The following is a 24,880-nucleotide window of genomic DNA, read 5'->3' on the forward strand; positions in this document are numbered from 1 at the left end:
TTACCTACTATGAACGAATCCCTTTTTCTGGGCGTCGATCACCCCGCTGTTGCCGCCGATGATGTCGAAGCCCTAACCGATTGGTACTGCCAGGTGCTGGGCTATCAACGCTGGTTTCGCCACGACAAGCCGGTCTGGATGCTGCTGGCTCCCGACCAAACCCTGTTGGAAATCATGCCGAAAGATCAGACGCTACGTCCTGCCCGGACTACGTGGACGCCCGGATGGTCGCACGTAGCGCTGCGTGTAGCAAATATTGATCAGGCCGTTGCCTGGCTCGATTCGCAGGGTGTTAAGTGGGGAGGAGAGTTAACCAACGCCATTGGCGGAGGTCGTGTTCGCAATTTTTTTGATCCAGAAGGCAACATGCTTCAAATTCTGGAACGTGGCCCTATCCAGTCATAAACGACATTATTAAGTAAATCTTTTTCTCATTACGTATGAAAGCAGCCTATTATTCTGGTAATCAGCAGTTTGAAGTGAAGCCCGTGCACCCTGAGCCGATTCCAGCGGGTATGGTTCGGCTTAAGGTGGCTTACTGCGGTGTTTGTGGCACCGACGTACACATTTATCATGGCAAAATGGATCAGCGCGTTCAGATGCCGCAGGTAATTGGCCATGAGGTATCGGCTGAAATCGCGGAACTGGGCGAGGGTGTTTCAGGATGGCAGGTGGGCGATCGGGTTGCTGTGAGACCGCTACAGCCGGGTGCCAACGATCCATCGGATAATGGCCAGCAGCATATTGGTAAAAACCTGAAATTTATCGGTATTGATACCCCCGGCGGGATGCAGACGTATTGGAATGTTCCGGCGTATACACTACACCGTTTGCCCGCAACAATGCCGCTGCAGCTAGGTGCACTAACCGAACCGTTGGCGGTTGCCTGTCACGACGTCCGACTCAGTCGACTGCAACCGGGTGAACATGCGGTAATTATTGGGGGTGGTCCCATTGGTGTATTGATTGCCCTTGTCGCCAGGCACAAAGGAGCTCATGTGCTCACTTCCGAGCCGAATGCCACCCGGCTAGCCTTGTGTCGTCAACTGGATTTGTCTGCCGTGAATCCTGTGACTACTGATCTAGTGAAGGCTGTAGAAACGTTTACGAATGGCGCAATGGCCGACGTTGTTTTTGAGGTGTCGGGCGTGGCTGCGGGGGTTGCGGTTATGACGCAGCTGGCGCGGGCGCGGGGGCGGATTGTCATGGTGGCCATTCATAGTGAACCTAAGCCGGTTGATCTCTTTCGCTTTTTCTGGCGGGAACTACAGCTCATTGGCACACGTGTCTATGAACCCGAGGATTTCGATGAAGCCATCCGGCTAGCGGCATCTGGCGAACTGCCGCTCGATCAGCTTATCACACAAATTTCTCCCCTGGAAGATATTCAAGCAGTTTTTGAGACCATCGACAATAACCCGGCGGGTATGAAATATTTGCTTCAATGCACTACCTAAAGAAAAAGCCTTTAAATCAGACGTGTAAACGTAGCGGCATAAACAAGCGAACGGCTACTCCGTTTAGGATCATAGAATTTGTAATGGATAAGAGACGGTCGTAGGTATTCTAATAACAGATTAAGTAGTATGCACAGACGACAATTTGTTAAACTCTCTTCAACAGTTTCAGTAGCGGCTTTATCGGGCGGGCTAACGTATGCTTCTGTATCTCAGGCAATCGCATTAAATGCACCCGATGCCATTTGGGCCCAACTTGAGGATAAATGGATCAGTCTGAAACGCACCAATGGTGATACATTCAGCGATCAGGATGTGGTCGTTACGGTTAAAACGAACGGAAATGCCAGTGGAATTTATCTGCAATCGCCTTCGCAACCCCTAAAGGCTATTCGGTTATCCTGGCGTTATTCGCCGAAACCCAACGTCCAGTTCGTCGGTGATCATTTTGAGCGTTCCTACGGTGATCTGAGCTGGAAGCCCCTTTCACAAGCCAACCGAAATCCCTGGTATATACTCATTTACGACGGGAAGCAGACGGCCTGTTTTGGGGTTAAAACCGGCTCTGGCAGTATCTGCTGGTGGCAATTGAGCAACACGAGTCTGGAGCTTACTTGTGATACACTTTCGGGCGGCAATGGCGTGTTACTGGGTGAGCGTACGCTACATGCGGCTGATGTGGTAACTATGCAAAGTCGCTCGGGTGAAAGCCCGTATCAGGTCGACCATCGATTCTGTGGGCTGATGTGCGACAAGCCACGGTTACCTAAAAAACCTGTGTATGGGATCAATGACTGGTACTTCGCGTACGGGGCAAATAACTTTGAGCTGATCAAAAAAACAACGGCCCTGATGGCCGAACTGGTAACTGATGTGAATAACAGGCCGTTCTCGGTCATTGATGCCGGATGGGCAACGTACTCGCCCTTGTTGCCTGGTGATGGGGGCTGGAATGATGATTTCAGTAGACCGAATGCTAAGTTTAAAGACATGCACCTGATGGCCGATACCATTAGGAAAGAAGGCATGCGGCCGGGGTTGTGGATGCGGCCACTCTGTGCGCGCCATGATGAGAAAGCCAGTCTGCTGGCGCCCAAAATTGCCGGTCGTAATAACCCCAAAATGCCGGTTCTCGATCCTACCATACCAGAAAACATTGAGCGGATAAAACGCAATTTCGATTCGTATAAAACGTGGGGGTTTGAGCTGGTAAAACACGATTTTACGACTTATGATATACTGGGTCGATGGGGATTTTCGATGAATGAAAGCCTTACGGCCGCCGGGTGGAATTTTTACGACCGTAGTAAAACCAATGCTGAGATTATAGGTCACCTCTACCAATCCATCCGAGACGCGGCAGGTAATGGCATCTATATAATTGGCTGTAATACCATGAGCCACCTGAGTGCAGGCCTGGTTGAGCTTTGCCGGATTGGGGACGATACCAGTGGTAAGGAATGGAGCCGCACCTTGAAAATGGGGGTGAATACACTGGCGTTTCGGCTGCCCCAGCACAATAAGTTTTACGCCGTGGATGGCGATTGTGTTGGCCTGACAACCAACATAGCCTGGGACAAAAATCAGCAATGGCTTAGACTCTTAGCTGAAAGTGGGTCGCCACTTTTCATTTCGGCCCAGCCGGAAGCTATGGGTGAAGCGCAAAAAATAGCCGTAAAAAAAGCGTTTGCCCAGGCAGCCAACTCACAACCGTTGGCCGAACCGATCGATTGGCTAACGAACCCACTACCTCAGAAGTGGAAACTAAATGGCAAAGTCGTTGACTTTAACTGGACGTAATGCTTTTTCAGTCTTTAAGTAATAACGTTACTAGCTTGTCTTAAAAACGATTTTGAGTAGGAAAGGAACTGGTCTGAGACAAATCAACCCATAGCCTACAGTTCAGGAGTTCTTTCGTATAGGTAATGCATCGGACGATAGGTAGATTTTTACTGAGTGGCGAAAGAGCTGGTCCTAGTATGTTTTTTGGTGTAGTTTTAACGTTTCATCATACGTGCAACTACATATATCGTTTATATGGCTGGCCAAGAAGTCATGTTTTTCTACTTAGGATCGGTTGGGTCTATTGTCATACTCAACGCTGTTCAATGGGGGATTTCCCGGGATTCAATCTATGGTTTGTTCACCTTTCAAATGTTCCCATCGCTAATAAATGCGGTGGTATTCAATTTGGTACTAACGAATCTGGAACGAAACCTTATCTATGATGTAACTCTGACGGCAATACACATTTGTTACATCGCCCTGGTCGACCGCCTGTTCAACCTTAAAGAACAACATTCCCGCCTGCATCATTGGTTTTTAATTGTCCAGCGGGTGCTGGTTGGTCTCCTGATAGTCGATTTTGTAATCGACCTTTCTGGTGCCGACCGACATCATAATCTGATAGTATGGTCCCTGACCGTCCTATCGGGTGCTTTTTTTGTGGGGTGCTGCGCGCTCAGCATGTGGGTGGCGGCCCAGCGCCGGGATCTGGTCGGACGTTTTTTTCTACTGGGTAGCTTTTTGGTATTTCTGGATGAAGCGCGGGCCCTTATTTCCTTCAGCGGATTAATTTGGGCTACGCCGATAGGTCCCCCATCGGCAACGGCCAATTGGTTATTACTCTCCATGGAGGTCATTATTATTTTTGAGTTACTGAGCTTTTCGCTATGTCTGCTGCTCCGTCAGCGACAGCTAGCTGTGGCTCGTGCCGTTGAGCAAACGCGCGTGGAAGAGCAACTCCGCCACGAACGTGAACAGCGTCAGCACGAGAGTCTGATAGCCGAGCTTACCCAACAGCGATTGGAACAAGAAAAAAAGGATGTGCAACTCCGAGCCCTACAGGCGCAGGTTAACCCACATTTTCTATTCAATAGCCTTAACTCACTGTCGTCGTTAATTGACGACGAGCCCCAGCGGGCAGGCCAGTTCGTTGATGAGCTGAGCGTAGTCTACCGCTACTTATTGAAAGCGAATGATCAGGTATTAACCACCTTAGCGGACGAATTAGACTTTATTCAATCGTACTATCGTTTACTAAAAACCCGTTATGGCAGCGGCCTTGACCTGACGATTCAGGTCAAGGCCGACCACCTAACGAGATTACTACCTCCACTGACCTTACAACTCCTGGTGGAGAATGCTGTCAAACATAATGTGACCTTGCCCAGGCGTCCCTTAAGCATTTGGGTTTATACCGATGAGGATGGATATCTACTGGTACGTAACAACCTTCAGCGTAAACAGGTACGGGTATTATCGAACGGGGTTGGCTTATCAACCATTGCCAGCCAACTTCGTAATCTTGAGCAACCAGCCCCTGTTGTTGAGGAAGAGGATGGTTTCTTCATTGTTCGTCTACCGCTAATTATGCCATTGGAAAGCAGGGAAATAATAGCCTCTTAGTTGCTCTTGTTATTGTCCTCTTTAATCAGAATGGGGTACAGATTGGCCTCAATACCCTTTTGTTTGCAGGTTGCCACCACATCGTCATAGCTATGCTTGGTTTTGCTGCCTTCCAGCGGGGGATCATCACCTACTACAATCATAATTCGTTTAGTACTAGTCCAGCTAACCCGCGTTAGGGTTTCGTAAATGCCATCATAAACAGACTCTGGCCGGTCGCCACCCCCATATGCTCTGGCTGCATTAATAAATGTTCGGATCGACGCAAAGTCGGTGGTTAAATCCCGCCAGTTATACCAGCTATCCGGTAGTTCATTCAGGTCGTTGTAGGTGGCTGCGCCCAATCGGGTGGAGGGGGGGAGTGCACTAATGATTTTATTCAGACCCGCTTTTACAGCATCAATGTCGTCGCCCATACTACCTGTATCATCGAGCAGAATCACGACATCGGCCCCCTTAGTGCCCGCCTGTTCCTGTATGATGGTGAAAATGGTTGCTAAAACAGCATTGGGGCTATCGGCGTCGTATCGTTTACCGCCCGTACCTTCACCGAGTCGGGTGTAAAGTACATCGGCTAATTCTTCGTAAGACGGTTTTGTGGTTCGCCCAACGGTAACGATGCTCGTCACTACCGTTGACGCGCTGTATTGCGCCTGTACTTTGTAGTAATAAACAGAATTCGGGTTAACCTGCGTGTCATTGAACGAATGCTCCTTTGTTTCCCCTACCTGCTGGTAAGTCATTGTTGTTGGATCACTGTATATATCGTTGGCCGACGCTCGTAAAATTCGATAGGTAGGATTTCCCATCTGGGCATCCCAGGTCAGGCTCACCGCTAAGCCTTTGTCCATACTCGCTGTTGCCATAAACTCAGTACCAGGCTGCTCGTCAGGTAACTCATCAATCGGATTCGGTGGAACGTCGGGCTCATGTTTGCAGGCGGTGAGGGAAGCCAATAGCACCCAGACTATCAGGAGAATGTGATTTGTTTTCATGTTGTTCGTTCAAAAAAGGATAGTTAGTTAAGTACTTGCACCCTGAAATCACCATGCACCGATCGCTCCTGTCGGGTGTAATTTTTTCCGCAAACCCCATTTTCTAAATATAGAGTAGCTATAAAGCTGCCCGTCAGGTACATCTTTCCGTTCAGGACAACCTGCCCCGTAATTTGAACGCTACCGGGCGATACGTGCGGGTCAAATTCACCAGTTGATGTACAACCCTCGTAGCGACTTATCCAATTTTCTGGGCTCCCCGGTGCTCCCATACTGATTTCGGCCTTGTGATTCTTAGTCGCATCCCGTTCGCTGAAATAGTAGGGATAACTACGCCTATAATCATTTGGATCGGCGTAGATCACGATGGCCAAAGCCTGGTCATTGCGCATGGATGCGGTAATAACACCCCCTTCTTCTGCCGAAATAAAGGCTCCATAGGTCACATCCAGTCTTGAATCGTCATCTTCGAAGAGGTGAAAATACGTTTGGCCTTCAATGATAATCGTAGTGAGCATTGTAACGCGGCCGGTGCCTCCTATACGTTTGACCTGCCCAGGGGGAATAAAGTTGGCCACCTCTACGGTAATCAGTGCAGTTAACCCATAGTCTGGTACCTCTGCTGGTGCCGTGTAAGAAGCCAGGGTTTTTGAACTATGTACTTCCAGTGTACCAACCGAAGCTTTCCAGTTTTGAATATTAGCTGGATTGTTCAGTGTCTTTTGCTTGGCAATTGCTACCTCTGGATTATCTAGGCTAGTTATGTTCCCGAAATCGAAGGTCAATAAGTGAACGTCGGCGCTTTCTCCAGCCTTCAGATATCCTGTGTTGGAGGACAAATAAAATTCAGCAAAAACACCCCAATCGCTGAAGTGATGGGTCTGCACCTTCAGCGTTTTGTTCGCTTCATCCAGTTCGGTGCTTGGTAGGTATTTCCATACCCCATCGCTGCCCTGATAGGCCAGAAACAGAGCCTGAGCGGAGGTGTTTAGCAAATCAGTCTGTGTATAAGGCATCTGAAGTGTGACTGGTTTCTCGAACGTGGTTCCTTCGGGCAGCAACCGATACGCGCTACTGGCGCTATCCGACAGGGTATTGGTAATTGGCTGGATAGAGAAGTTAGTTACCTGTTTAACCGCTCCAGCAGGTATAGTCATTATCAGGCGGTGATCGGCGGATACCAGCGTCCCGCCTTCAGGGCCAATGGTCTTCTGAACGAGTTGACCATTGGGCGTTCCCTTAGGGCGGATGAAATTCTGCTTAACGGGCTCTTCAGGCCCAGGAATAATCTGTTCCTGATCATGTTTGCAGGCCAATAGGGTTGCAAGCAGGCTCCAGCTAAAAACAAGGTAATAACGTACGTTCATGGCGTTGTTTACGAAAAGTTTTAGAGCGACTTCGTGCCGTTCTTTCGCCACAAAAGTGCACTAACCAACAAGCCACCAGTATCAGAACCCGACTGAGATGAGTCAACTAGCGCATCAACTGTATATATGCTTACGCGATTTGTAAACGGATAACAAGCTCAGAAGATCAATGCGGGCCTGAAATGACCAAGTCAATCAAGGTATTCTGCAGGTGTCAACTCCCAACTTGTGTTTTGCTGAGTTGTGTTAGCACCACACCCGTCAAGACGACCGTTAACGCGATGAGTTGAAGTCCAGTAACCTGTTCGCCAGCGGCCATCCATCCAATAAGCACAGCAATAAGTGGATTTATGTAGGTATGGGTACTAACGATGGCGGGCGGTTGGATGGTGACCAGCCAGGCAAAGGCCAGATAGGCGATCAGGGAACCGAATATAATTAGGAAGGCAAGCCCGCCCCAGGCTTGCAGTGACACGGCTTGCCAGGCAAAACCGTTCCACTCGCCGTTGACCAGCGCAAGGAACGTCGCAAAAAGCCCGGCTGCCAGGAGCTGAATCGTGGTATGCCAAAGTGTGTAGCTACCCGGCTTTATCCTCCGCGAAGCAAATAAGGTTCCGCCTACCCACAAAACAGCACCTGCCAGAACGATTACTGTCCCTAGCAGCTGATTGGCAGATTGGCCTTCATGGGAGGTACTCGCTGGCGAAAACTGGGTAAACAGGATGATACCGGCAAAGCCAAGCAGTAGACCGGCGATAATCTTTTTATCCCTAAAATAGAGCTTCCAGCGAGGTTGATCCAGTAGGACAAACCAAAATGGCTCGGTTGCTACGATAACAGCGGCTGAGCCAGAGGTAATATACTGCTCAGCGACGACGACCAGGCCAGAGCCACCCACTAGCATTAAGACGCCACTAATCGCCAAATCCCGGATCTGTTTCCCAGTCGGAATAACTTGATCTTTGCTATAGGCCAGGACTGCCAGCAATAAGCCCGCAAGAAGATAACGAAGCGCGGATATGATAAATGGCGGAATTGCTTTGAGGGCATATAGGTTGGCCAGATAGGTCGTTCCCCATATGAAATAGATGGCTATAAAAGCTAAAACCAACCAAAAACGAGGGCCGATTGCCTTATTCATAATATAACCGTTAAAATGAACTATAATGGTATGAATTCTGAAAGAGAAACTATAACCGACTAAACTTGTTTTAGCGATTATGTAATTTGTTCGCCTTTAGGATATGGGAAAGGTCAGTACGATTGCCGAAATGGATCTGGCAGGCGGTGCCGCCTGTCTTGATTTTGTGAACACCGTCCTCAACGATGAGCTGTTAGTGGAGCGGCTCCATAGCTATACCGATCTGCTGACACTAATCCAGCGCTTATCGCTGTTGGATACGGACACGCTTGCTGCTCTGAAGCGATTAGCGGAACAAGATTCGCAGCAGGCAGAGCGTGTTTTGTTAGAAGCCCGTACGGTCCGGCAGTCTATGCTAACCCTACTCTCAGCCCTGGTAAAAGGAGAGCTGCCACAGGCTACGGCCCAGGTCTTGGCATCCTTTAACGGGCATATCAAGGAAGCGCTTGGTAAGCGAGGGTTTTCTGTACAAGGAGCCAAACTGGAACTAAGTTGGGAACGACCTGAAAAAGAACTTATGCAAGCCGTTTGGGTCTTTAGTTTGTCGGCCTATGAGCTATTAACCACTAAAGACCAACGCCTGATTAAACAATGTGATGCCTGTGCGTGGTTTTTCCTGGATGAAACCAAGAACCACCGCCGGAAATGGTGCGATATGCAAACCTGCGGCACCAAGCAGAAAGCCCGTCGCTACTATCAGCGACAGAAACAGGGTTCTTTCTCAACAGCTATTAGTGAGTAGTGATAAAGTGATCCGATACGTTTTATAAAGGGTAGGCTTCCATCGACTTTAACTGGCTCAGTAATCCTGCCTCTCAAATGCATGGGAATAATGCAGGTTAACAACTGGTAAAGTTTCATATCCGCTTCCGGTAGCCAATGAACTTTATCTGAACGAACTACTGAATTTGCTACACCAGGCGTTGTACGATCAGTCGGTGCCCCTTAGCTAAAGAGGGCCTGAACGTTGTCCCTCCCCGGGGCTCTGTATAGATCAAGTCGCACAGCGTGACGATCTTACCTAACCGCTCAATTGGATAAGCCTTTTGGTGTTGTCACACAGGGTAGTCCACATGTTCACATTCCTGTTCGCGGGGAAGCGGAAGGCGCGTGGAACGAAAAAAAAACCTGTGAAGCCGCTACAGGCCAGCCAGAACTTTAGCGCATTGGCGACGTGCTGGGTTTACTCACTTTCAGTAGGAACAGCGTCATCTGAAGCGCTAATTAATTAACTTCGTCAATGCCGAATCATTTGAACTATGCCCTCTTTTTTACCAACCTATAATCAATGGATACTGCTCTACTTTGGAGCTACTATGGTTATTCTGGCTGCTAACCTAATCCAATGGGTTGTGCGCCGGGAGCGGATTTACGGACTTTATACACTATACCTTCTATTGTTACTACTCGCATTTGGCTTAGATAACGTTCCTGTCACACCTTTAACCGCTTTTATCCACACCGTCAATGTGCACATTTTTGCCTGGTTGTACCTCGAAATAGCCATAACGTTTCTACAGTTAAAATCCCGGCCCGACCTGTTGCAAGGGTATCGGATTATACAGAAAGGTATAGTGATTGTGGCGTTGCCCGAAGTATATTTTAATTTATTCTCGTCGGCCTGGCTAACCCAGTGGCACGAAACCCAGCTCAATTGTATGAGGGTGCTTGTTGTTTCGGTGGTCTATCTGATGATTCTTTACACGGTAATCAAGCACGTCCGATTTAGTGATCTGCTTGCCCTCTTTTTTATAATAGGTACCCTGGCCTTATGGATTACCCAAAGCATTGGTGTTTTCATTATCAGTTATTATGCGGCTAAGGAGAGAATACTAAGTTTTTCTGATTTGCCGTCACCGATTCATCCCGGATTTCTTATTCAGTTTGGCATCCTTATAGACATCGCCTGCGTGTCACTGGGCCTCTCGTACAGGCAACAGCAGCGAGCTATGCAACAAATGCGGGCCGAACAGGAGCTCATCCGCGAACGGGAACAACACCTGCGCCAGCAACTTCAATCCGACCTCGCGCTTCAACAACTCAAGCAACAACATACCGAAGCGCAGATGCGCGCCCTGAAAAGTCAGGTTAACCCGCATTTTTTGTTTAATGCGCTTAACACGCTCTCCGCGCTCATCGACGAAAACCCGCGTCAGGCCACTGATTACGTAGACGAGTTAAGCAGCGTATACCGCTACCTGCTGCGGTCAGCGGACCAGGAGTTGACAACTCTAGGTGTCGAAATGGAATTTATCCAGTCGTACGTTCACCTGCTCAAGACCCGCTTCGGTGATAGTATCCGCCCCCAATTGAACATCGCCCCCAATTATTACGACGCCTTAATTCCCCCACTGACCCTGCAACTGCTAGTAGAAAACGCCGTCAAACATAACCGTGTCCTGTCTGATGAGCCGCTGACCATCCGCATCCGCACAACGGAGCAAGGGTACTTAGTAGTCGAAAACAATATGCAGCATCGAAACGTCCGAGTCGAATCGAATGGGGTGGGGCTCAATAATATTGCTGATAAATACCGGCTACTGGGCTACCCCCTTCCTTTTATTAAGGAAAAGGAAGGCTGGTTTCGGGTAACGCTACCCCTTTTGCCAACGGCTCAGCCGCTTGAAAACGCCAATAACTAATTGTTGAACTGGTTGGAGCGTGGTCATCAGCAAAAATGGGTAACTTACATACATCGGCCCCACAGCTGTTAATTCGGAGTGGCGATAACTGACAGGCGCGCATTCCTACCGAAGGTACGTTACCCGACTGGTTCAATATGTAGCTGTTGTTGATACAAGTTTGGTAGAAAATGCTCAAAATTACCTACTTCCTCTACATTATGCTTCAGCCACGCATGGCCCATCGCGGGTGTAAACAGGAAGCGATGAATCAAGGGATTGAGTAGGTACTGACCAAACGTGTTTTCCGCGCCTACCTGCATGCGTGACCGATAGTGCGTTCCACCCGAAGCCGTCTCGAACCAGTGTTGCAGGCTGAATACTTCCTGACCCAGTTCACGCCGAACCAGCCGGATACCTTCTATGTCCAGTTTAACTACGGCCTCCACGCTGTCTACGAAGTGGTCAGGGTTGCGCCCGAAGGCTTCTACGATGCGGAACCGCGAACCAACCTGCGCGGCACCGTCAGGGCCGGGGTTGGTCATTGACCAGTGGATATGATCGAGCGGGTGCCAGATCCGGTATCGGGGGTAAGTATGCGTCTCAACCGTCATTGTGCCGCCAATGTGCCTGAACCACCACAGCAGCATTGTCGGCGTGACGTGCCGTATAAGTTCGTGTTCAATAGTCAGTTCGTAACTGCCATAGGGCATCACCGAAAAGTTTGTGCGTGCCGATACAAGGGGTTTCATCGGCCAGTTGAGCGGCAGTGGAGAAGGAAGCAAAGGTTTCATGGTACTACTTGTTGTTCTATTGGTCGGCTACTGCCGCAAATCTCAAATTAGTATCTTTCCTGTTGGCTGGGTAAGCAGTTTAGTTAGTTAGTGTATCAAGAATAGATAGGATAGGGTCTATAGTCAAACCCTTAAAACCGCTTCTAAGATTTCCTTAGGGGTATAGAACATAATAACACCTGGGTTGGCTTCCAATGCATCTGAACGGGTATATCCCCATGCAACGCCACCGAAAGCCGTAGCTGCTTTTTGGGCTGCTTCAATATCCCGCACTTCGTCGCCTATACAAAGCGTTTCCTCAGGCTTAATTTTCAGCTTTGTCATAGCTCGTTTGAACGTATGACCCTTATTAAAAAGCGATGTGCCGCATCCGTAGTAGCTAATCAATGAAGCATTTTCAATACCTAGTACCTGACGCACATTCTCCTCGCTGTTAGAGCTGACGATAGCCAACTTAACTTGTTGAGTAGCTAACGTTCGCAATAGTTCAGATATGCCATCAAACAGTTGTATTTGATCAATATCGCGGTTCATAAGATGGATGAACGAGCGAGCAATGAGTGGCATTTTCCAGGCTGGCAATTTAGCACGTTTCATCATTTGGCGAGCATCTAGCCCCCTCAGTCGATCTACCTCCTGAGAATCAATTTTAGGGAAGTTATAAGTAGTTGCCAATGCATTCATGGTCTGTAGAAAATACGGAAATGAGTCGGCTAGTGTTCCGTCAAAATCGAAAATAATCAGCTTATAATTCATTTTCTAAAGTTTTCTAATAGATCCGTTTTGCCTGGCTAGGCTAATTAGGAAGTAAAATTGGCGAAAGAGATCAGGTAGAAGAATGCAAGCTTAGTTGAACCGGAGAATTAGGGCCTCTACCTGTGCATTTCCTTATCTGAACTGACTTTACCCACGACATATTGATTTTCGTATGCTTTTAGATTTGCTCGGCAATACTAGTCTAAGATGCAAAATTCTAGCTTATATGAGTCATTAACGTGAGCGATTCATTAACATGAGCGACTGCTAAGGCAGGGCCTAGGGTTTTGTTTTCCCGTTTTCATCATTTCAGGTATTTCATTGATTGTTCGTTGTTTAGCAACGGTTGAAATCCCCTCTTTTTACTGGAATACCATCTGTTTGTACCGCTTTTTCCGGCCCTTCTTCTGGTAAGTTTGTTTCAACAAAAGCCGGACGTTAAACCTCATTAAGTTCTTGAACGTCAATCCGGTATATCAATCAATTTATCCATATATAAGCGATGAATAACGCACGCAACCTACTACCGCCTTGATTCCATCAGTTGTACAAGACCTGTATTTAAATCAACCAATTCTTAATCCTCAATAACCATGTGGACAATTAATCGCGCCGTTTTATGCGCATCACTTAGTATTGCCCTAATTCTTTCAACAACCCAGAACGTTTCGGCTCAGGCATCAACTACCGGGGTAAAAAATGTAGTATTGGTTCACGGAACGTGGGCTGATGGCTCAAGCTGGTCCAAGGTAATTCCGTTGCTGGAAGCTAAGGGATTTAACGTAATAGCCGTACAAAACCCACTTACCTCCCTGGGTGACGATGTGGCGGCTACCAAACGAGCCATCGAATTAATGAATGGGCCAGTTTTATTAGTGGGTCATTCCTGGGGGGGCGTGGTCATTACCGAAGCGGGTAACCATGACAAGGTAGCTGGGCTTGTTTACGTAGCTGCAGCTGCTCCTGATGAAGGCCAGTCGTTTCTGGAACTGGTGCAGACCGCAGCCTCCACACCGGGCAATGATGAAATAAAACCGGATGCCTATGGGTTTGTCAGCATGTCGCCTAAAGGAATTAATGAAGATTTCGCACAGGATTTACCCCAATCGGAACGGAAGTTACTAGTAGCAACGCAGGGCCCCCAAGCGTTCACGGCATTGAAAGAAAAAATCACCAAAGCAGCCTGGAAAAGCAAACCTTCCTGGTACGTCGTAGCGGCTAATGACCGAATGATTAATCCGGATCTGGAACGAACGCTGGCCAAAAAACTCAAGGCTACTACGATTGAACTCAAATCCAGCCATGTTGCCATGCTGGCTCAGCCAGATAAAGTAGCTGCGTTTATTTTAGAAGCTGCCAGCAAAGTAAAGTCAATGTGAATAAGGACCGGGCGCCCACTTTTAATAGGAGCTGAATTAGCTTAAGAATGGTAGATCCGGTTGAGCTTTTGCGAAGAATCTGTTCATAGATTACTGTAGTTGACTATGTACCAAAGACATACTACCATTTTATTGACAGACGATGATGACGATGATCGTTACTTTCTACGTCAGGCTATTGAGCGGGTCATCGACGATTTGGCTGTTTTGGAGGCCAAAAATGGTGAAGAAGCGCTAGCTCTGCTGCAAACAAATTTTATTCAGTTAGTCATCCTGGACATGAACATGCCCGGATTAAATGGCCTGGAAACGCTGGTATTCATTCGGGCGCAAAACCAACTATTTTCTACGCCGGTTGTCATGCTCTCAACCAGTGACCAGCCAGAATTAATAACATCAGCCTATGCAAAAGGGATAAACCCCTTTATCAAAAAACCAGTTCATGTTGACGAATATGACCAGATTGCGGATGCAATTAAAGTGTGTTTTTTATCGCTTCCGATGGCGTGAAAATCAGATACATGAACAATAAGTAGGCGATTTTTAGACTAACCTGGAAGCATCAGGCCCGATTAGATTCATTACGAAGCTCTACTAACAACTATTCACTTATCAGATATGGACAACCGTATTTTAGGCCTTCATCACATCACGGCTATCGCTAACAACGCGCAGCGCAACTACGATTTTTATACCCACGTGCTGGGGCTGCGGATGGTAAAAAAAACCGTCAACTTCGACGACCCCAGCACGTATCATTTTTACTACGGCAACGAAAATGGATCCCCCGGCACCATTCTTACCTTTTTTCCCTGGGAAGGCATTGGGCCTGGCAAAAACGGTGTGGGTATGGCTACCGAAATTGGTTATTCCGTACCGACCGGAAGCCTGGATAATTGGGCTGGGCGATTCAGAGAGTTTGGCGTATCTATGGGTGAACAGGCGGAGCGGTTTGGCGAAACGTATTTGCCCTTTACGGATCCCGATGGGTTGGCTATTGCCCTCATTCAGCATTCGGATGATCGACCCGCCTGGGAGACCGGCGATATCAAGGGCGATATCAAGCAAGACATGGCGACCCAGGGATTTCATAGTGTAACGTTAAGCCTGCAAAAAATTGAGGCAACTGCCCGTGTGCTGACCGACATTTTTGGGTATACGCTACAAGCGCAGGAAGGCAATCGCTACCGGTTCGTGACCGATGCCATTGCTACGGCATCAATAGTCGATTTGCTGGAAGAACCAGCAGGGACAATAGGTAGAAATGCTGCTGGTACTAACCATCATGTGGCCTTCCGGGTCGCCAATGAGACTATCCAGATGGAATTCCGGGAGAAAATCCAGAGCAAAGGATTACAGATAACCCCGAAAATTGACCGAGATTATTTCTTTTCGCTCTATTTCCGCGAACCAGGTGGTGTCCTGTTTGAAATCGCAACCGACAATCCCGGCTTTACTGTCGATGAGCCCCTACAGGAGTTGAGCAGCCATCTAAAACTTCCGAAGCAGTACGAATCCTCCAGGACACGTATTGAAAAAGCACTTCCCGTATTGGCATCCCGGTAAGCAACCCAATTCATAACGGATATAAACCGCCACTCAACAATAAAGGGCATGCAATTGTTAAAGATGAAATTAAGTTCGTTACCTCGTTCATCTTCAGTAACCTGACTAACTGATCTCCTCTAAAAAATACACCACATGGCTACAATAGCTTTGTATGGATTTGGCCGCATCGGGCGGCAATTCCTGCGTATAGGATTACAGCACAACCTGTTTGTTCCAGCGGCTATTGCCGACATTCGGGACGAGCCAACCCTGGCTGCACTGTTTGCGGTCGACACCAATTACGGTCGATGGCCGGAACCTGTTTCGGGAAGCGATGGCAAGCTAACAATTGGCGAAAAGACAATTCCCTACATCAATTCGTTGAAAGAAGTACCTGATTGGGGTTCGCTCGGCGTTGATTTAGTTGTCGACTGCACGGGGCGGGCCACAACCCGTGCCGGAGCGCAGGTACACCTTGACCGAGGGGCTAAGTACGTGCTCATCAGTGCACCCAGCAAAACCCTGGCCGACTGTGATGCCGTACTCCTGAAAGGCATCAATCTGGATACCTTTGATCCGGTTAACCACCACATCATCAGCATGGGTAGCTGCACAACAAATGCGCTGGCAGCGGTGGTCAAGGTGATTCGGGAAAATTTTGGTATCCAGTACGGTCTTTTTTCGACGGTACACTCGTACACCAATACCCAGTCCCTAACGGACCAGCCGATGAAAGATCGTCGTGACTCCTGGGCTGCGGCCGAGAATATCATTCCTTCATCGTCGGGAGCGGCCAGGGCTTTGCAATTTATCTGGAAAGACCTGAAAATTACGGGTAAAGCGTACCGCGTCCCAACGCGCACGGGCAGCATTGCCGAGCTGAATTTAATCACTGAAAAAGATTGCACGGTACAAGAAGTTAATGATGCATTCCGAAAAGCCGCTGCGGAAGGCCCGCTTAAAGGGGTCCTGGATGTATTGGAGGATGAGTGGGCTTCGTCCCGAATTGTGGCAGACCCGCATTCGTCCATCATTGACTTACCCCTGACAGCCAAGGAAGGTAACCTATTATCGGTAGCAGCCTGGTATGATAACGAATGGGGATTTTCGAATCGCCTGGCTGAAGTTGCCGCATTTCTGGCTGAACGAATCTGATCAACTTATAAAGCTACTATTCGTGAAACAAGGGTCGGTAGCCTGATCTGGAAATTGCTGAGTGACCAAGGAAGTATCATCGAATTTATTCGCACCAATATCAACGAGTTCTAGGAGGCCCATCAGGATGCCGGAACAAGCGATTTTGTGACAGGGATACTGGAAAAGCACAAAAAAATAGCCTGGATGTTGCGGGCACATCTTAAATAGACACAATTCAGATGGCCATAACCAGCGAGGTGAGCTTGAACTTTTGTGGCAACAAAAGAACGAAGCAATAACTCCAGTGCCTACCTCCAAATATAATGGACTCTCCAATTTATTTGGAGGTAGTCTCTATGGTTAGTTTGTTTATATATATTTGATTATCAGCAATTTATAATAAATTTTTTGTTTGCTTAAGGGCGTTTTTAGTTTGGCATTTTATTGGCAAAGTTGTTCGAAGTGGTTGAGTCAACATATCCATCTAGAACACTTCCCCGTATGAAACGCAACATGCAGCATGAACTCCTGACGGTTCAGGTAATGGAAACTAACCAATGGTCTTACCCAGTTCATAACCACAATCACTTTGAACTCATCCTGATCCGAACCGGCAGTGGGCAGCATATAATTAATGGCAATCGATTCGCTTATCAGGCCGGCGATATATTCTTTCTGGGACATTTAGACAGCCATTATTTTTTAATTGATAAAATGACCTGTTTTTGCTGTCTTTCCTTCACTGAACTTTACATGACTGGATTGACGACGCCTGGGACAGACGGCTGGCTACAAATCAAAGAGCGAGCACTTACGACTAGTCGTCAACTCGTGGGTAGTATCGTAACAGACCTTATCGAACAACAAAATCTGAATGCGCTGGTCGACATCCTGTTAACGGAACAGCAAAACCACCGGCCATTGATCTCAAACCAAATCGTAGAGGCTCTCATGAAAACGATTTTGAGTTTAATTGATCGGCAACTCGCTCAACAGCAGGGCTTAAACTCATCGACTGTTAGCGCGGCCTCACTGATGCAGCGAATTGGCGTGTACATCTGCCAGCATATTACCATGCCGGATCACCTGCGCATGGAAAAGATGGCTGATGTGTTCAATTATTCCCAAAGTCACCTGAGCGCTCTATTCAAACAACAGGCGGGCGAATCCATCAACCAATACATTATTCGGTATAAACTTCAATTGGTAGAAACAAGACTGCGGTTGAGTAGTATGACTATTTCGCAGATAGCAGACGAGTTTGGGTTTACGGATATATGCCACCTTAATAAGCTCTTCAAACGGTATTACCAGGCGACGCCCACAGAGTACCGGCGAAGTTTGTTCGTTCCTGCCCGCGTTAGAAATGCTTATTTACAGTCTTCCTTTAGGTAAGAACCAGGGATTATACATTCGCGACGTCGGGCACGCCCACTTTTTCTTCAGAAAATGTCAGGCTGACCTGCACTCCATTTAACTGGCTGATTTGCAATTTGCCCCCAAGTTGTTTGCTCAGCCCCCGAATCAGGCTCATCCCCAATGTTCGACTTCGGTTCGGATTCAGATCGGGGGGGAGGCCAACCCCATCATCACCAATGGTGAGTCGATAGGTTCGTTTAGCCACTTCGGTAAGTTCAATGTATAGGCTCCCCTGCTGATTAGCGGGGAAAGCATATTTTAGGGAATTGGTAATGACTTCGTTCAGGATGAGGCCCAGTGGCACCGCCAGAATTACATCCAGATGAATGGGGGTAAGGGCCATCCGTTTGGTAACGGAATCCTGGCAGGCAAACGTAACCAGTAGATAATCGACGATTTCGTCAATATACTCGGCCATTGGAATCGTTGATATACGGTCTGATTGGTAAAGCTTCTGATGGATCAGAGCCATCACATGCACACGACTCTGGCTCTCGCGGATAGCGGACAGGGCCGCTTTGTCTTTTAGATAAACGCCCTGTGAATGGAGTAAACTGCTGATTATCTGAAGATTGTTTTTTACCCGGTGGTGGATCTCTTTAAGCATCCATTCTTTTTCTTCCAACAACCCTTCTTTTTCATCGAGCAGGTTGTCTTTGTCATCAATAAGGATTTCTTTCTCGTCCAGAATACGCTGAAGGGATTCGTTTTTTTGATTGATCTCCAACTGCTTGGCTTCCAGAAGTTGGTTACTCCGCTGCTTTAAGCGGTACTGATTAAAGCTGACACCTAGTAAACCCAGGAGCAGAACGGTTCCCGCCAGTATTCCATTGCGGGTTGTTTTTTCTTTTTCCAGTTCATTCTGCTGCTGTTGAATCTGCTGTACTTTTTTCGCGGTTGCATACTTAACCTCCAACTCCGCAAACTGCCGACTTTTCACTTCATTGAAAATGGAATCATTTAACGCTTTGTGTTGTCGAAAATGACGAATGGCCGATAGGTAATTCCCCTCCGTAGAATCAACTTTAAATAACATAAAGTGAATATCCTTTACAGTTGAGGGGGCGTTTTTCTGGGGTGAGAAGGCGAGGGCTTTTCGTAAATAAAAGCCTGCTTTTTTTAAATCGTTACGTTTTAAATAAAATTCGCCGACTTCTTTAGGTGCTTTTTGAGCCATTTCGAAGTCATTACCCGACTGGCTGTACCAGGCAATTGCTTCCAGGTAATATTTCTCGGCCAACGAATAATTTTGCAGGTCGTTATAACAGTACGCGAATATTTGCGCGATGCATCCTTTTTGAATAATCGTAACGGGCGGAATTTCTTTAATAAGGTTTTTGATTAATCGAAGGGCCTCCTGGGTTTTATGATGTCCGATTAAATCCTGCACAATAAAACTAGCCGCATAATACAGCGAATAATTCGGTAGTTTTTCCTGCCGCCATTGCTGAAGTGTCTTCTTAAACCAGTACGTACTTTGATCGGGTTTACCCAGCTCCATGTATACCTCGGCAATAGTCCCATAAAAGCGGGCAGCAGCCAATGTATCCTGGGTTTTGTTCATACTTTCCAGGGATTGCAACGCGTAATAAAGGCCTTTCTCAAAATTTCCCTTTAATCGACTAACACTGGCCAACCAGCTATAGGTGTAATGAAGCTTCGCGTAGTTGATCGCTTTATACCGTTTCAGCACATCCAGAAACTCGTTTTCAGCCAGATCCAGCTCGCCCAGATCGGCATGGAGACCAGCAATGTGCTCATATAGCTGAATTTCTTTTTCCGGATTTCTGAGCACTTTATATAGCGATGCGGCCTGACGATATCCAGCAAACGCTTTGGGATAATTTCGGGTGATATACCGCTGGGCGGTGGCGAATCCGTATAGAGCATCGGCTTCCGTTTCTTTATCACCCGTTCTGCGGCAATCTGAAATGAGTTTAGAAAAAACAGCCTCGCCAAGCCGGACATCTCCCTGCTCCATATAGGCAATAACCAGTATACTTTCGGCCTGGTGTTTTTCTTTTGAAACGTGCAGCCTGTTGCTTAACTCTTCGGCCTGATGTAAATAAAGTAGCGCACTGTCCAGGTCAATTTTAGCCTCCCCCGCTTTATATACGTGAAATTTTCCTAAGCTAATCAGGGTAGAAATTCGGGCTGTATCGAACTCACTTTTCTGTAGTTTGATCAATAATTGATTGACCATTTTCCGTGTACTATTTTGGCCATTGCACGAGGCCGCAGCCAAAATATGAAACGTAATACTAAACAGGCTTAACCAGGCAATTTTTGTAGCATACACGGTTGCCAATTGTCTCACTCGTTGAAAAAGTCGTGCCCAATTTCGCATCGATTGTTTGTATTAAAAATCCTTTTTCTGTCCAAACGCATCCACATCGGCAATCGATGAACGTTACGCACTGACCAGCGCTGACTGACCTACTTTATCTTCGGCAAACAGCAGGCTAATCTGCACGCCATTCATCTGGTTGATTTGCAGCTTGCCCCCCAGCTGTTTGCTCAACCCCCGAATCAGACTCATGCCCAGCGTACGACTTCGGGAAGGATTCAGGTCAGTTGGTAAACCGATACCGTCATCGCCGATTAAAAGCCAGAAATTATGATCATCCACCTGGTTAAGCTCAATTTGTATAGTTCCGCTTCGATCCATCGGAAACGCATATTTCAGGGAGTTTGTAATGGCTTCATTGATAATCAGCCCCAGCGGAACGGCCAATGTAACGTCTAGATCAACAGGCGTAACGGCAATCTGCTTTTTTATATTCCCCTTAAGATCAAACGTGCCCATCAGGTACTCAACAATTTCATTGATGTATTCAGCCATTGGAATGCTGGACAACCGGTTTGATTGGTACAATTTCTGGTGAATCAGGGCCATCGCATGAACCCGGTTCTGGCTTTCGCGGATGGCGGCCAGCGCGGCCTGATCTGTAAGGTAGGTAGATTGAGAATGGAGCAGGCTGGTAATGATTTGCAGGTTGTTTTTTACCCGGTGGTGAATTTCCCGAAGCATCCATTCGCGCTCCCGTAGTAAATGTTCCTGATCATCGACTGCCTTTTGGAGGGATCTGTTTTTTTGATTGATCTCCAGCTGTTTGGCTTCCAGGAGCTGGTTACTCCGTTGCTTGAGGTGGTAGCGATTGTAGCTTAGCCCCAACAGTAAAATCAGCATGATGATGCCCACAATAGTACCGTTTCGAATGGTGTGGGCCTGTTGTAATTGATTCTGCTGTAAGTGACTTTGCTTCGTCAGGAATTGAATATTCTGCTGACTGAGCTTTAAATTCTGATCTTTCTTCTCGCTTTCGAACTCAATTTCCAACTGGGCGATCTGCCGGCTTTTTGTGGTATTCAGCAAAGAATCCTGGAGTCCTTTGTAGCGTTGATAATGGCGAATGGCGGAAAAATAGCTGGTTTGGGTCGAATCCAGCTTAAACCATTGCAGGTGATTTTTAGCTAACGCCATGATCGATCCATTTAACTGGCAGCGCGATTCATTGAGGGCCAGATACTGCCGGGCCTGCTGAAACTGCCCGCTCTTAATAAAAAAGTTGATAACCGCCTGATAAATGCGGGCGTGGCCCAAACTCCCAATGCCTCCTTTGGCCAGTAGTCCCAATGCCTGATTGCAGTAGGTCTGAGCAAGTTTAAACCGATTTAGTGCCGTATAAATCGTAACAAAACGAAAGTCGACCAGCAGTTGGCTTTCCGCTGTCGTTGGTGGATATTGTCTGGACTTTTCCCGTAAAAAGCGAAGGGCCTGCTCCGATTTATGCTGTTGAACTAACAAATCAGACAGGTTGCCCACCAGGTGCAGGATGTAGGCATTGTTTTTATGTTTTAAGGCAATGGCCAGCGATTTCTGAAAATAAGCTTCCGCCTGTTTGAGCTGACCCATCCCATAATACGTGAGGCCCACCCGGTTATAAATAGTACAGAGTGTCAGCGAACTATCCTTGTTCGCTTCGGCCGCCCGAACAGCCATCAAACCAAACGCCAGTCCTTCTTTATAATCGCCCAGTTTTGCCGATACGAACCCGAGCAGATCATATACCGTGGCTAAATCTGTATGGCCAATCGCGCGAAATAACCGAAGGGCACTTTGCAGTTCAGTCAGGGCTAACGCATAATTTTCCTGTATCTGATGGAGGTCCGATAACTCCTTATACATGTCAGCCTGTTTAACTTTATCGTTGGCCTGGATAAAACAAGCGAGTGCTTTTTCGTAGAAATGAATCTTTTTGGGCAGTTCGTCGCCTTCGAGCGTGTAAAAACGAGCTTGATTCATGTACACATACCCAAGCTGATCCCATTGCTTATGGCGCCGAAAAAATTCACCTGCCTGCTCGGCATATAGGCTGGCTTTCGAAAAATCTCCCTTTTCCAGCCAGATCAGGAATGAGGTATAAGCGGCCTCACCCAGGCAGGTCTGATCATGCAACGATTGAGCTAATGCCGTGGCCTGCTGGCTCATCCGTAACGCCGTGTCCAGATCATGAGCATCTTCACCTGGTTTAAGGACGTAACACTGACTCAATTGAAGGAGTAAGTTCACCCGGTTGGTATCCAGTTTACGAACGCTCAATAAGTGTTGTAGACTATCAATTTGAGACGGAGACCATTGCGCATTGACCGATAAGGTTGACAGCGTCCACACGGCCAGAAAAATGTACTGCTTCATTATGTCCAATACCTTAATTGATACCAGATGAGGAAGTGGGTGGCTGAGCGGAAAGTACTTTTCGGATACCCAGCTTTTCCATCCGATACTCCAGTGTGGTTGGTTTTAAGTTCATTAATTCAGCAGCTCCACCGCTGCCCCGGATACGCCCGTTCGTTTGTTTCAGAATCGCCAGAATGTATTCCCGTTCTGTTTCCTGTTGAATCTGTTTTACATCCTGCAAATCTTTTGGCGTTGACATCCCCGATTGACCATACCCAATCAAACTGGTGTCTGGATGAAGCGTGGGGCCAGCCATAGTCCTGGAAAACAGGCTGTTCACCAGGGGGCGGCCCAGCATTAACGGTGTATGACCATCGTTGATGATAACCGCCTGTTCAATCACATTTTCCAATTCCCGGATATTTCCCGGCCAACTGTAATTGATCAGCTCATTGAGTACGGTCTCACTAATGCCTCGAAAGGGTTTCCCTAATTTACGGGCCGAACGTTGGGCGAAAAACTGGGCCAGGAGCGGTATATCGGCAGGCCGTTCCCGTAGCGTTGGTAAGGTAATGGGAAACGTAGCTAACCGATAATACAGGTCCATCCGAAAACGGCCTTCGGCTACTTCTTTTTCCAGATACCGGTTGGTGGCAGCCAGCACGCGTACATCCGTTTTGATGGGGGTACGGCCGCCTACTCGTTCGATCTCTTTCTCCTGCAGTACGCGCAGTAGTTTGGCTTGTAATTCGAGGGGCATTTCCCCAATTTCATCCAGAAAAATAGTGCCGCCCTGCGCCAGTTCAAACTTACCGATCCGCTTCTCGAAGGCCCCCGTGAACGCCCCCTTCTCATGGCCAAAAAGTTCAGACTCAATCAGAGTTGCCGGTAGAGTTGCACAGTTGATTTTGACCAGAATTTTATCTTTCCGGGCCGACAGGTTATGGAGTGCCCGGGCAATGAGTTCTTTGCCAGTGCCGCTTTCACCCAGAATAAGTACGGTTGTGTCGGTATTGGCAACCTGGGTTACCTGATCAAAAACTCGTAACAGGCGTTGACTCCGGCCAATGATCTCTTCAAAATTGGCTAATGTTTTGACCTCTTCCTGGAGGTAGTTATTCTCCCGTTTTAATTGTTCGCTCAGGCGGGCCACTTCCTCAAAGGCGAGCACCCGCTCCAGCATTAACACAACCGGTTGCTCCAGCCGCTCCAGTAAACTAACGTGCCGGGACAGGTAAGCATCGGATTTACGACTCAGGAACGAAATACTGAATGTATCAACTGGCCCTACCCGTAGCGGTATCGTTAATGCCGACTCAAACCGGAATGTTTTAGCCAGTAACTGCCTAAACGGACTCTGTTTGCAGAGAACGCTAAACGAATCGTCAGTATAGCGAACAGGGCCGGGAGGTAGCTGGTCAACTTGTAACTGGAGAAGTTGATCGATGGGGGTGTTCGTCATTTGCTGGAAATCGGCCAGACGTATCGTTTGATACTCCTCAAAGCCCACCCGGTAGTAATTAAAATGCTGGATTGTGCCGTTTTTCTGGTATTGAATCGACATGAAATCGAACGGCACATGCTGCTGAAGAACCATCGCAGCCTTCAGCAGTTTCTGTTCCCAACTTTCGGGAGCCGACAGGGCATCCATCAGGGCAATCTGAAGCGCCTTTTCTTCCCGGAGTTTCATTTCAACACTATGCGCATGGCGGTATCGACTGATTTCCAGCGTCGTCAGTATATCTTTTTCCCGAAACGGTTTGACAATATAGCCAATTGGCTGTGTGGCCTTTACCGCTTCCAGCACACTCTTATTGTCATTGGCTGATATGTAAATAAAGGGAATGCCAAGATCGTCCAGTTGCTTTGCCAGATCAATGCCGGTTTCTCTTCCCTTCAGGTAAATATCCAGTAAAACGATATCGGGCTTTTGTTGATCCATAATTGCCACGGCTTCGGAAACAGAGTCGGCAACGCCAATGACTGGATAGCCTGCTTCCTGTAAAATGAGCTCCAGGTCATTCGCAATAATGTATTCATCTTCAACGATTAATATTTTACAGGCCGACGGTGAGGAAAGAGGAGGGTTGACTGGTGATTGCATAGTCCGAAATGGGTTAAAGGATTGCATACACAGACCGCGTTTTCATCTGCTTACAAGAATTAGTCCCAATTAT

The 24,880-nt window shown here is 47.6% G+C and carries 19 protein-coding genes; 11 read left to right on the top strand and 8 right to left on the bottom strand.

The window, feature by feature from the left end; translation table 11 throughout:
* The first annotated feature begins 9 nt into the window (after positions 1 to 9).
* The 4 genes from ACYVGO_RS15140 (at position 10) to ACYVGO_RS15155 (ending at position 4,865) form a co-directional block, all read left to right on the top strand.
* Positions 10 to 405, top strand: a complete 396-nt coding sequence (locus tag ACYVGO_RS15140; RefSeq protein WP_460969997.1) for a VOC family protein — start codon at positions 10 to 12, stop codon at positions 403 to 405.
* A gap of 35 nt (positions 406 to 440) precedes the next feature.
* Positions 441 to 1,457, top strand: coding sequence for a zinc-dependent alcohol dehydrogenase (locus ACYVGO_RS15145; protein ID WP_460969998.1), 1,017 nt, complete (start codon positions 441 to 443; stop codon positions 1,455 to 1,457).
* A 129-nt stretch (positions 1,458 to 1,586) separates the two neighbouring features.
* A complete protein-coding gene (locus ACYVGO_RS15150; RefSeq protein ID WP_460969999.1) occupies positions 1,587 to 3,257 on the top strand; it encodes an alpha-amylase family protein in 1,671 nt (556 codons plus the stop codon).
* Positions 3,258 to 3,494: 237 nt separating this feature from the next.
* On the top strand, positions 3,495 to 4,865 hold the full coding sequence (locus ACYVGO_RS15155; protein ID WP_246859252.1) for a histidine kinase: 1,371 nt from the start codon (positions 3,495 to 3,497) through the stop codon (positions 4,863 to 4,865).
* Here ACYVGO_RS15155 and ACYVGO_RS15160 read toward each other — a convergent pair.
* From ACYVGO_RS15160 to ACYVGO_RS15170, 3 genes are all read right to left on the bottom strand, one after another.
* A complete protein-coding gene (locus tag ACYVGO_RS15160; protein WP_460970000.1) occupies positions 4,862 to 5,860 on the bottom strand; it encodes a vWA domain-containing protein in 999 nt (332 codons plus the stop codon). The genes ACYVGO_RS15155 and ACYVGO_RS15160 overlap by 4 nt on opposite strands.
* A gap of 23 nt (positions 5,861 to 5,883) precedes the next feature.
* Complete coding sequence (locus ACYVGO_RS15165; protein ID WP_460970001.1) at positions 5,884 to 7,227, bottom strand: hypothetical protein; 1,344 nt, start codon at positions 7,225 to 7,227, stop codon at positions 5,884 to 5,886.
* Between the two features lie 214 nt (positions 7,228 to 7,441).
* Entirely contained in the window at positions 7,442 to 8,368 is a 927-nt protein-coding gene (locus tag ACYVGO_RS15170) for an EamA family transporter (protein ID WP_460970002.1), read from the bottom strand.
* A gap of 103 nt (positions 8,369 to 8,471) precedes the next feature.
* On the opposite strand from ACYVGO_RS15170, the gene ACYVGO_RS15175 reads away from it, so the two are divergent.
* Entirely contained in the window at positions 8,472 to 9,110 is a 639-nt protein-coding gene (locus tag ACYVGO_RS15175; protein WP_460970003.1) for a CGNR zinc finger domain-containing protein, read from the top strand.
* Positions 9,111 to 9,627: 517 nt separating this feature from the next.
* Positions 9,628 to 11,010 (top strand): sensor histidine kinase, encoded by a 1,383-nt coding sequence (locus tag ACYVGO_RS15180; RefSeq protein ID WP_460970004.1) that lies wholly within the window; start codon positions 9,628 to 9,630, stop codon positions 11,008 to 11,010.
* Between the two features lie 119 nt (positions 11,011 to 11,129).
* Here the strand turns inward: ACYVGO_RS15180 and ACYVGO_RS15185 are convergent, their stop codons facing one another.
* Both ACYVGO_RS15185 and ACYVGO_RS15190 read right to left on the bottom strand, forming a co-directional pair.
* Positions 11,130 to 11,783 carry a DAPG hydrolase family protein gene (locus ACYVGO_RS15185; RefSeq protein ID WP_460970005.1) on the bottom strand — a complete coding sequence of 218 codons (654 nt, stop codon included), beginning with the start codon at positions 11,781 to 11,783 and terminating at the stop codon, positions 11,130 to 11,132.
* A 123-nt stretch (positions 11,784 to 11,906) separates the two neighbouring features.
* Positions 11,907 to 12,539: an HAD-IA family hydrolase gene (locus ACYVGO_RS15190; RefSeq protein WP_142774911.1), complete on the bottom strand. Its 633-nt coding sequence runs from the start codon at positions 12,537 to 12,539 to the stop codon at positions 11,907 to 11,909.
* A gap of 593 nt (positions 12,540 to 13,132) precedes the next feature.
* On the opposite strand from ACYVGO_RS15190, the gene ACYVGO_RS15195 reads away from it, so the two are divergent.
* The 5 genes from ACYVGO_RS15195 (at position 13,133) to ACYVGO_RS15215 (ending at position 17,998) form a co-directional block, all read left to right on the top strand.
* Positions 13,133 to 13,918: an alpha/beta fold hydrolase gene (locus ACYVGO_RS15195; RefSeq protein WP_460970006.1), complete on the top strand. Its 786-nt coding sequence runs from the start codon at positions 13,133 to 13,135 to the stop codon at positions 13,916 to 13,918.
* 105 nt (positions 13,919 to 14,023) lie between these two features.
* Positions 14,024 to 14,428, top strand: coding sequence for a response regulator (locus ACYVGO_RS15200; protein WP_460970007.1), 405 nt, complete (start codon positions 14,024 to 14,026; stop codon positions 14,426 to 14,428).
* 108 nt (positions 14,429 to 14,536) lie between these two features.
* On the top strand, positions 14,537 to 15,484 hold the full coding sequence (locus tag ACYVGO_RS15205; protein WP_460970008.1) for a ring-cleaving dioxygenase: 948 nt from the start codon (positions 14,537 to 14,539) through the stop codon (positions 15,482 to 15,484).
* Positions 15,485 to 15,619: 135 nt separating this feature from the next.
* Positions 15,620 to 16,621, top strand: coding sequence for a type I glyceraldehyde-3-phosphate dehydrogenase (locus ACYVGO_RS15210; RefSeq protein ID WP_460970009.1), 1,002 nt, complete (start codon positions 15,620 to 15,622; stop codon positions 16,619 to 16,621).
* 483 nt (positions 16,622 to 17,104) lie between these two features.
* A complete protein-coding gene (locus ACYVGO_RS15215) occupies positions 17,105 to 17,998 on the top strand; it encodes a helix-turn-helix domain-containing protein (RefSeq protein WP_460970010.1) in 894 nt (297 codons plus the stop codon).
* Positions 17,999 to 18,008: 10 nt separating this feature from the next.
* Here ACYVGO_RS15215 and ACYVGO_RS15220 read toward each other — a convergent pair whose 3' ends face one another.
* The 3 genes from ACYVGO_RS15220 to ACYVGO_RS15230 form a co-directional block, all read right to left on the bottom strand.
* Positions 18,009 to 20,321 carry a tetratricopeptide repeat-containing sensor histidine kinase gene (locus ACYVGO_RS15220; RefSeq protein WP_460970011.1) on the bottom strand — a complete coding sequence of 771 codons (2,313 nt, stop codon included), beginning with the start codon at positions 20,319 to 20,321 and terminating at the stop codon, positions 18,009 to 18,011.
* A gap of 111 nt (positions 20,322 to 20,432) precedes the next feature.
* Positions 20,433 to 22,721 carry a tetratricopeptide repeat-containing sensor histidine kinase gene (locus tag ACYVGO_RS15225; protein ID WP_460970012.1) on the bottom strand — a complete coding sequence of 763 codons (2,289 nt, stop codon included), beginning with the start codon at positions 22,719 to 22,721 and terminating at the stop codon, positions 20,433 to 20,435.
* 13 nt (positions 22,722 to 22,734) lie between these two features.
* Entirely contained in the window at positions 22,735 to 24,807 is a 2,073-nt protein-coding gene (locus tag ACYVGO_RS15230; RefSeq protein WP_460970013.1) for a sigma 54-interacting transcriptional regulator, read from the bottom strand.
* Between the last annotated feature and the right edge of the window lie 73 nt (positions 24,808 to 24,880).

It is taken from the genome of Spirosoma migulaei (genome assembly GCF_054776855.1).

What these genes read in the sequence shown, in the direction of transcription:
- ACYVGO_RS15140 (WP_460969997.1), top strand. Translation starts at nt 10, where the DNA reads ATGAACGAATCCCTTTTTCTGGGCGTCGATCACCCCGCTGTTGCCGCC.
- ACYVGO_RS15145 (WP_460969998.1), top strand. Translation starts at nt 441, where the DNA reads ATGAAAGCAGCCTATTATTCTGGTAATCAGCAGTTTGAAGTGAAGCCC.
- ACYVGO_RS15150 (WP_460969999.1), top strand. Translation starts at nt 1,587, where the DNA reads ATGCACAGACGACAATTTGTTAAACTCTCTTCAACAGTTTCAGTAGCG.
- ACYVGO_RS15155 (WP_246859252.1), top strand. Translation starts at nt 3,495, where the DNA reads ATGGCTGGCCAAGAAGTCATGTTTTTCTACTTAGGATCGGTTGGGTCT.
- ACYVGO_RS15160 (WP_460970000.1), bottom strand. Translation starts at nt 5,860, where the DNA reads ATGAAAACAAATCACATTCTCCTGATAGTCTGGGTGCTATTGGCTTCC.
- ACYVGO_RS15165 (WP_460970001.1), bottom strand. Translation starts at nt 7,227, where the DNA reads ATGAACGTACGTTATTACCTTGTTTTTAGCTGGAGCCTGCTTGCAACC.
- ACYVGO_RS15170 (WP_460970002.1), bottom strand. Translation starts at nt 8,368, where the DNA reads ATGAATAAGGCAATCGGCCCTCGTTTTTGGTTGGTTTTAGCTTTTATA.
- ACYVGO_RS15175 (WP_460970003.1), top strand. Translation starts at nt 8,472, where the DNA reads ATGGGAAAGGTCAGTACGATTGCCGAAATGGATCTGGCAGGCGGTGCC.
- ACYVGO_RS15180 (WP_460970004.1), top strand. Translation starts at nt 9,628, where the DNA reads ATGCCCTCTTTTTTACCAACCTATAATCAATGGATACTGCTCTACTTT.
- ACYVGO_RS15185 (WP_460970005.1), bottom strand. Translation starts at nt 11,783, where the DNA reads ATGAAACCTTTGCTTCCTTCTCCACTGCCGCTCAACTGGCCGATGAAA.
- ACYVGO_RS15190 (WP_142774911.1), bottom strand. Translation starts at nt 12,539, where the DNA reads ATGAATTATAAGCTGATTATTTTCGATTTTGACGGAACACTAGCCGAC.
- ACYVGO_RS15195 (WP_460970006.1), top strand. Translation starts at nt 13,133, where the DNA reads ATGTGGACAATTAATCGCGCCGTTTTATGCGCATCACTTAGTATTGCC.
- ACYVGO_RS15200 (WP_460970007.1), top strand. Translation starts at nt 14,024, where the DNA reads ATGTACCAAAGACATACTACCATTTTATTGACAGACGATGATGACGAT.
- ACYVGO_RS15205 (WP_460970008.1), top strand. Translation starts at nt 14,537, where the DNA reads ATGGACAACCGTATTTTAGGCCTTCATCACATCACGGCTATCGCTAAC.
- ACYVGO_RS15210 (WP_460970009.1), top strand. Translation starts at nt 15,620, where the DNA reads ATGGCTACAATAGCTTTGTATGGATTTGGCCGCATCGGGCGGCAATTC.
- ACYVGO_RS15215 (WP_460970010.1), top strand. Translation starts at nt 17,105, where the DNA reads ATGAAACGCAACATGCAGCATGAACTCCTGACGGTTCAGGTAATGGAA.
- ACYVGO_RS15225 (WP_460970012.1), bottom strand. Translation starts at nt 22,721, where the DNA reads ATGAAGCAGTACATTTTTCTGGCCGTGTGGACGCTGTCAACCTTATCG.
- ACYVGO_RS15230 (WP_460970013.1), bottom strand. Translation starts at nt 24,807, where the DNA reads ATGCAATCACCAGTCAACCCTCCTCTTTCCTCACCGTCGGCCTGTAAA.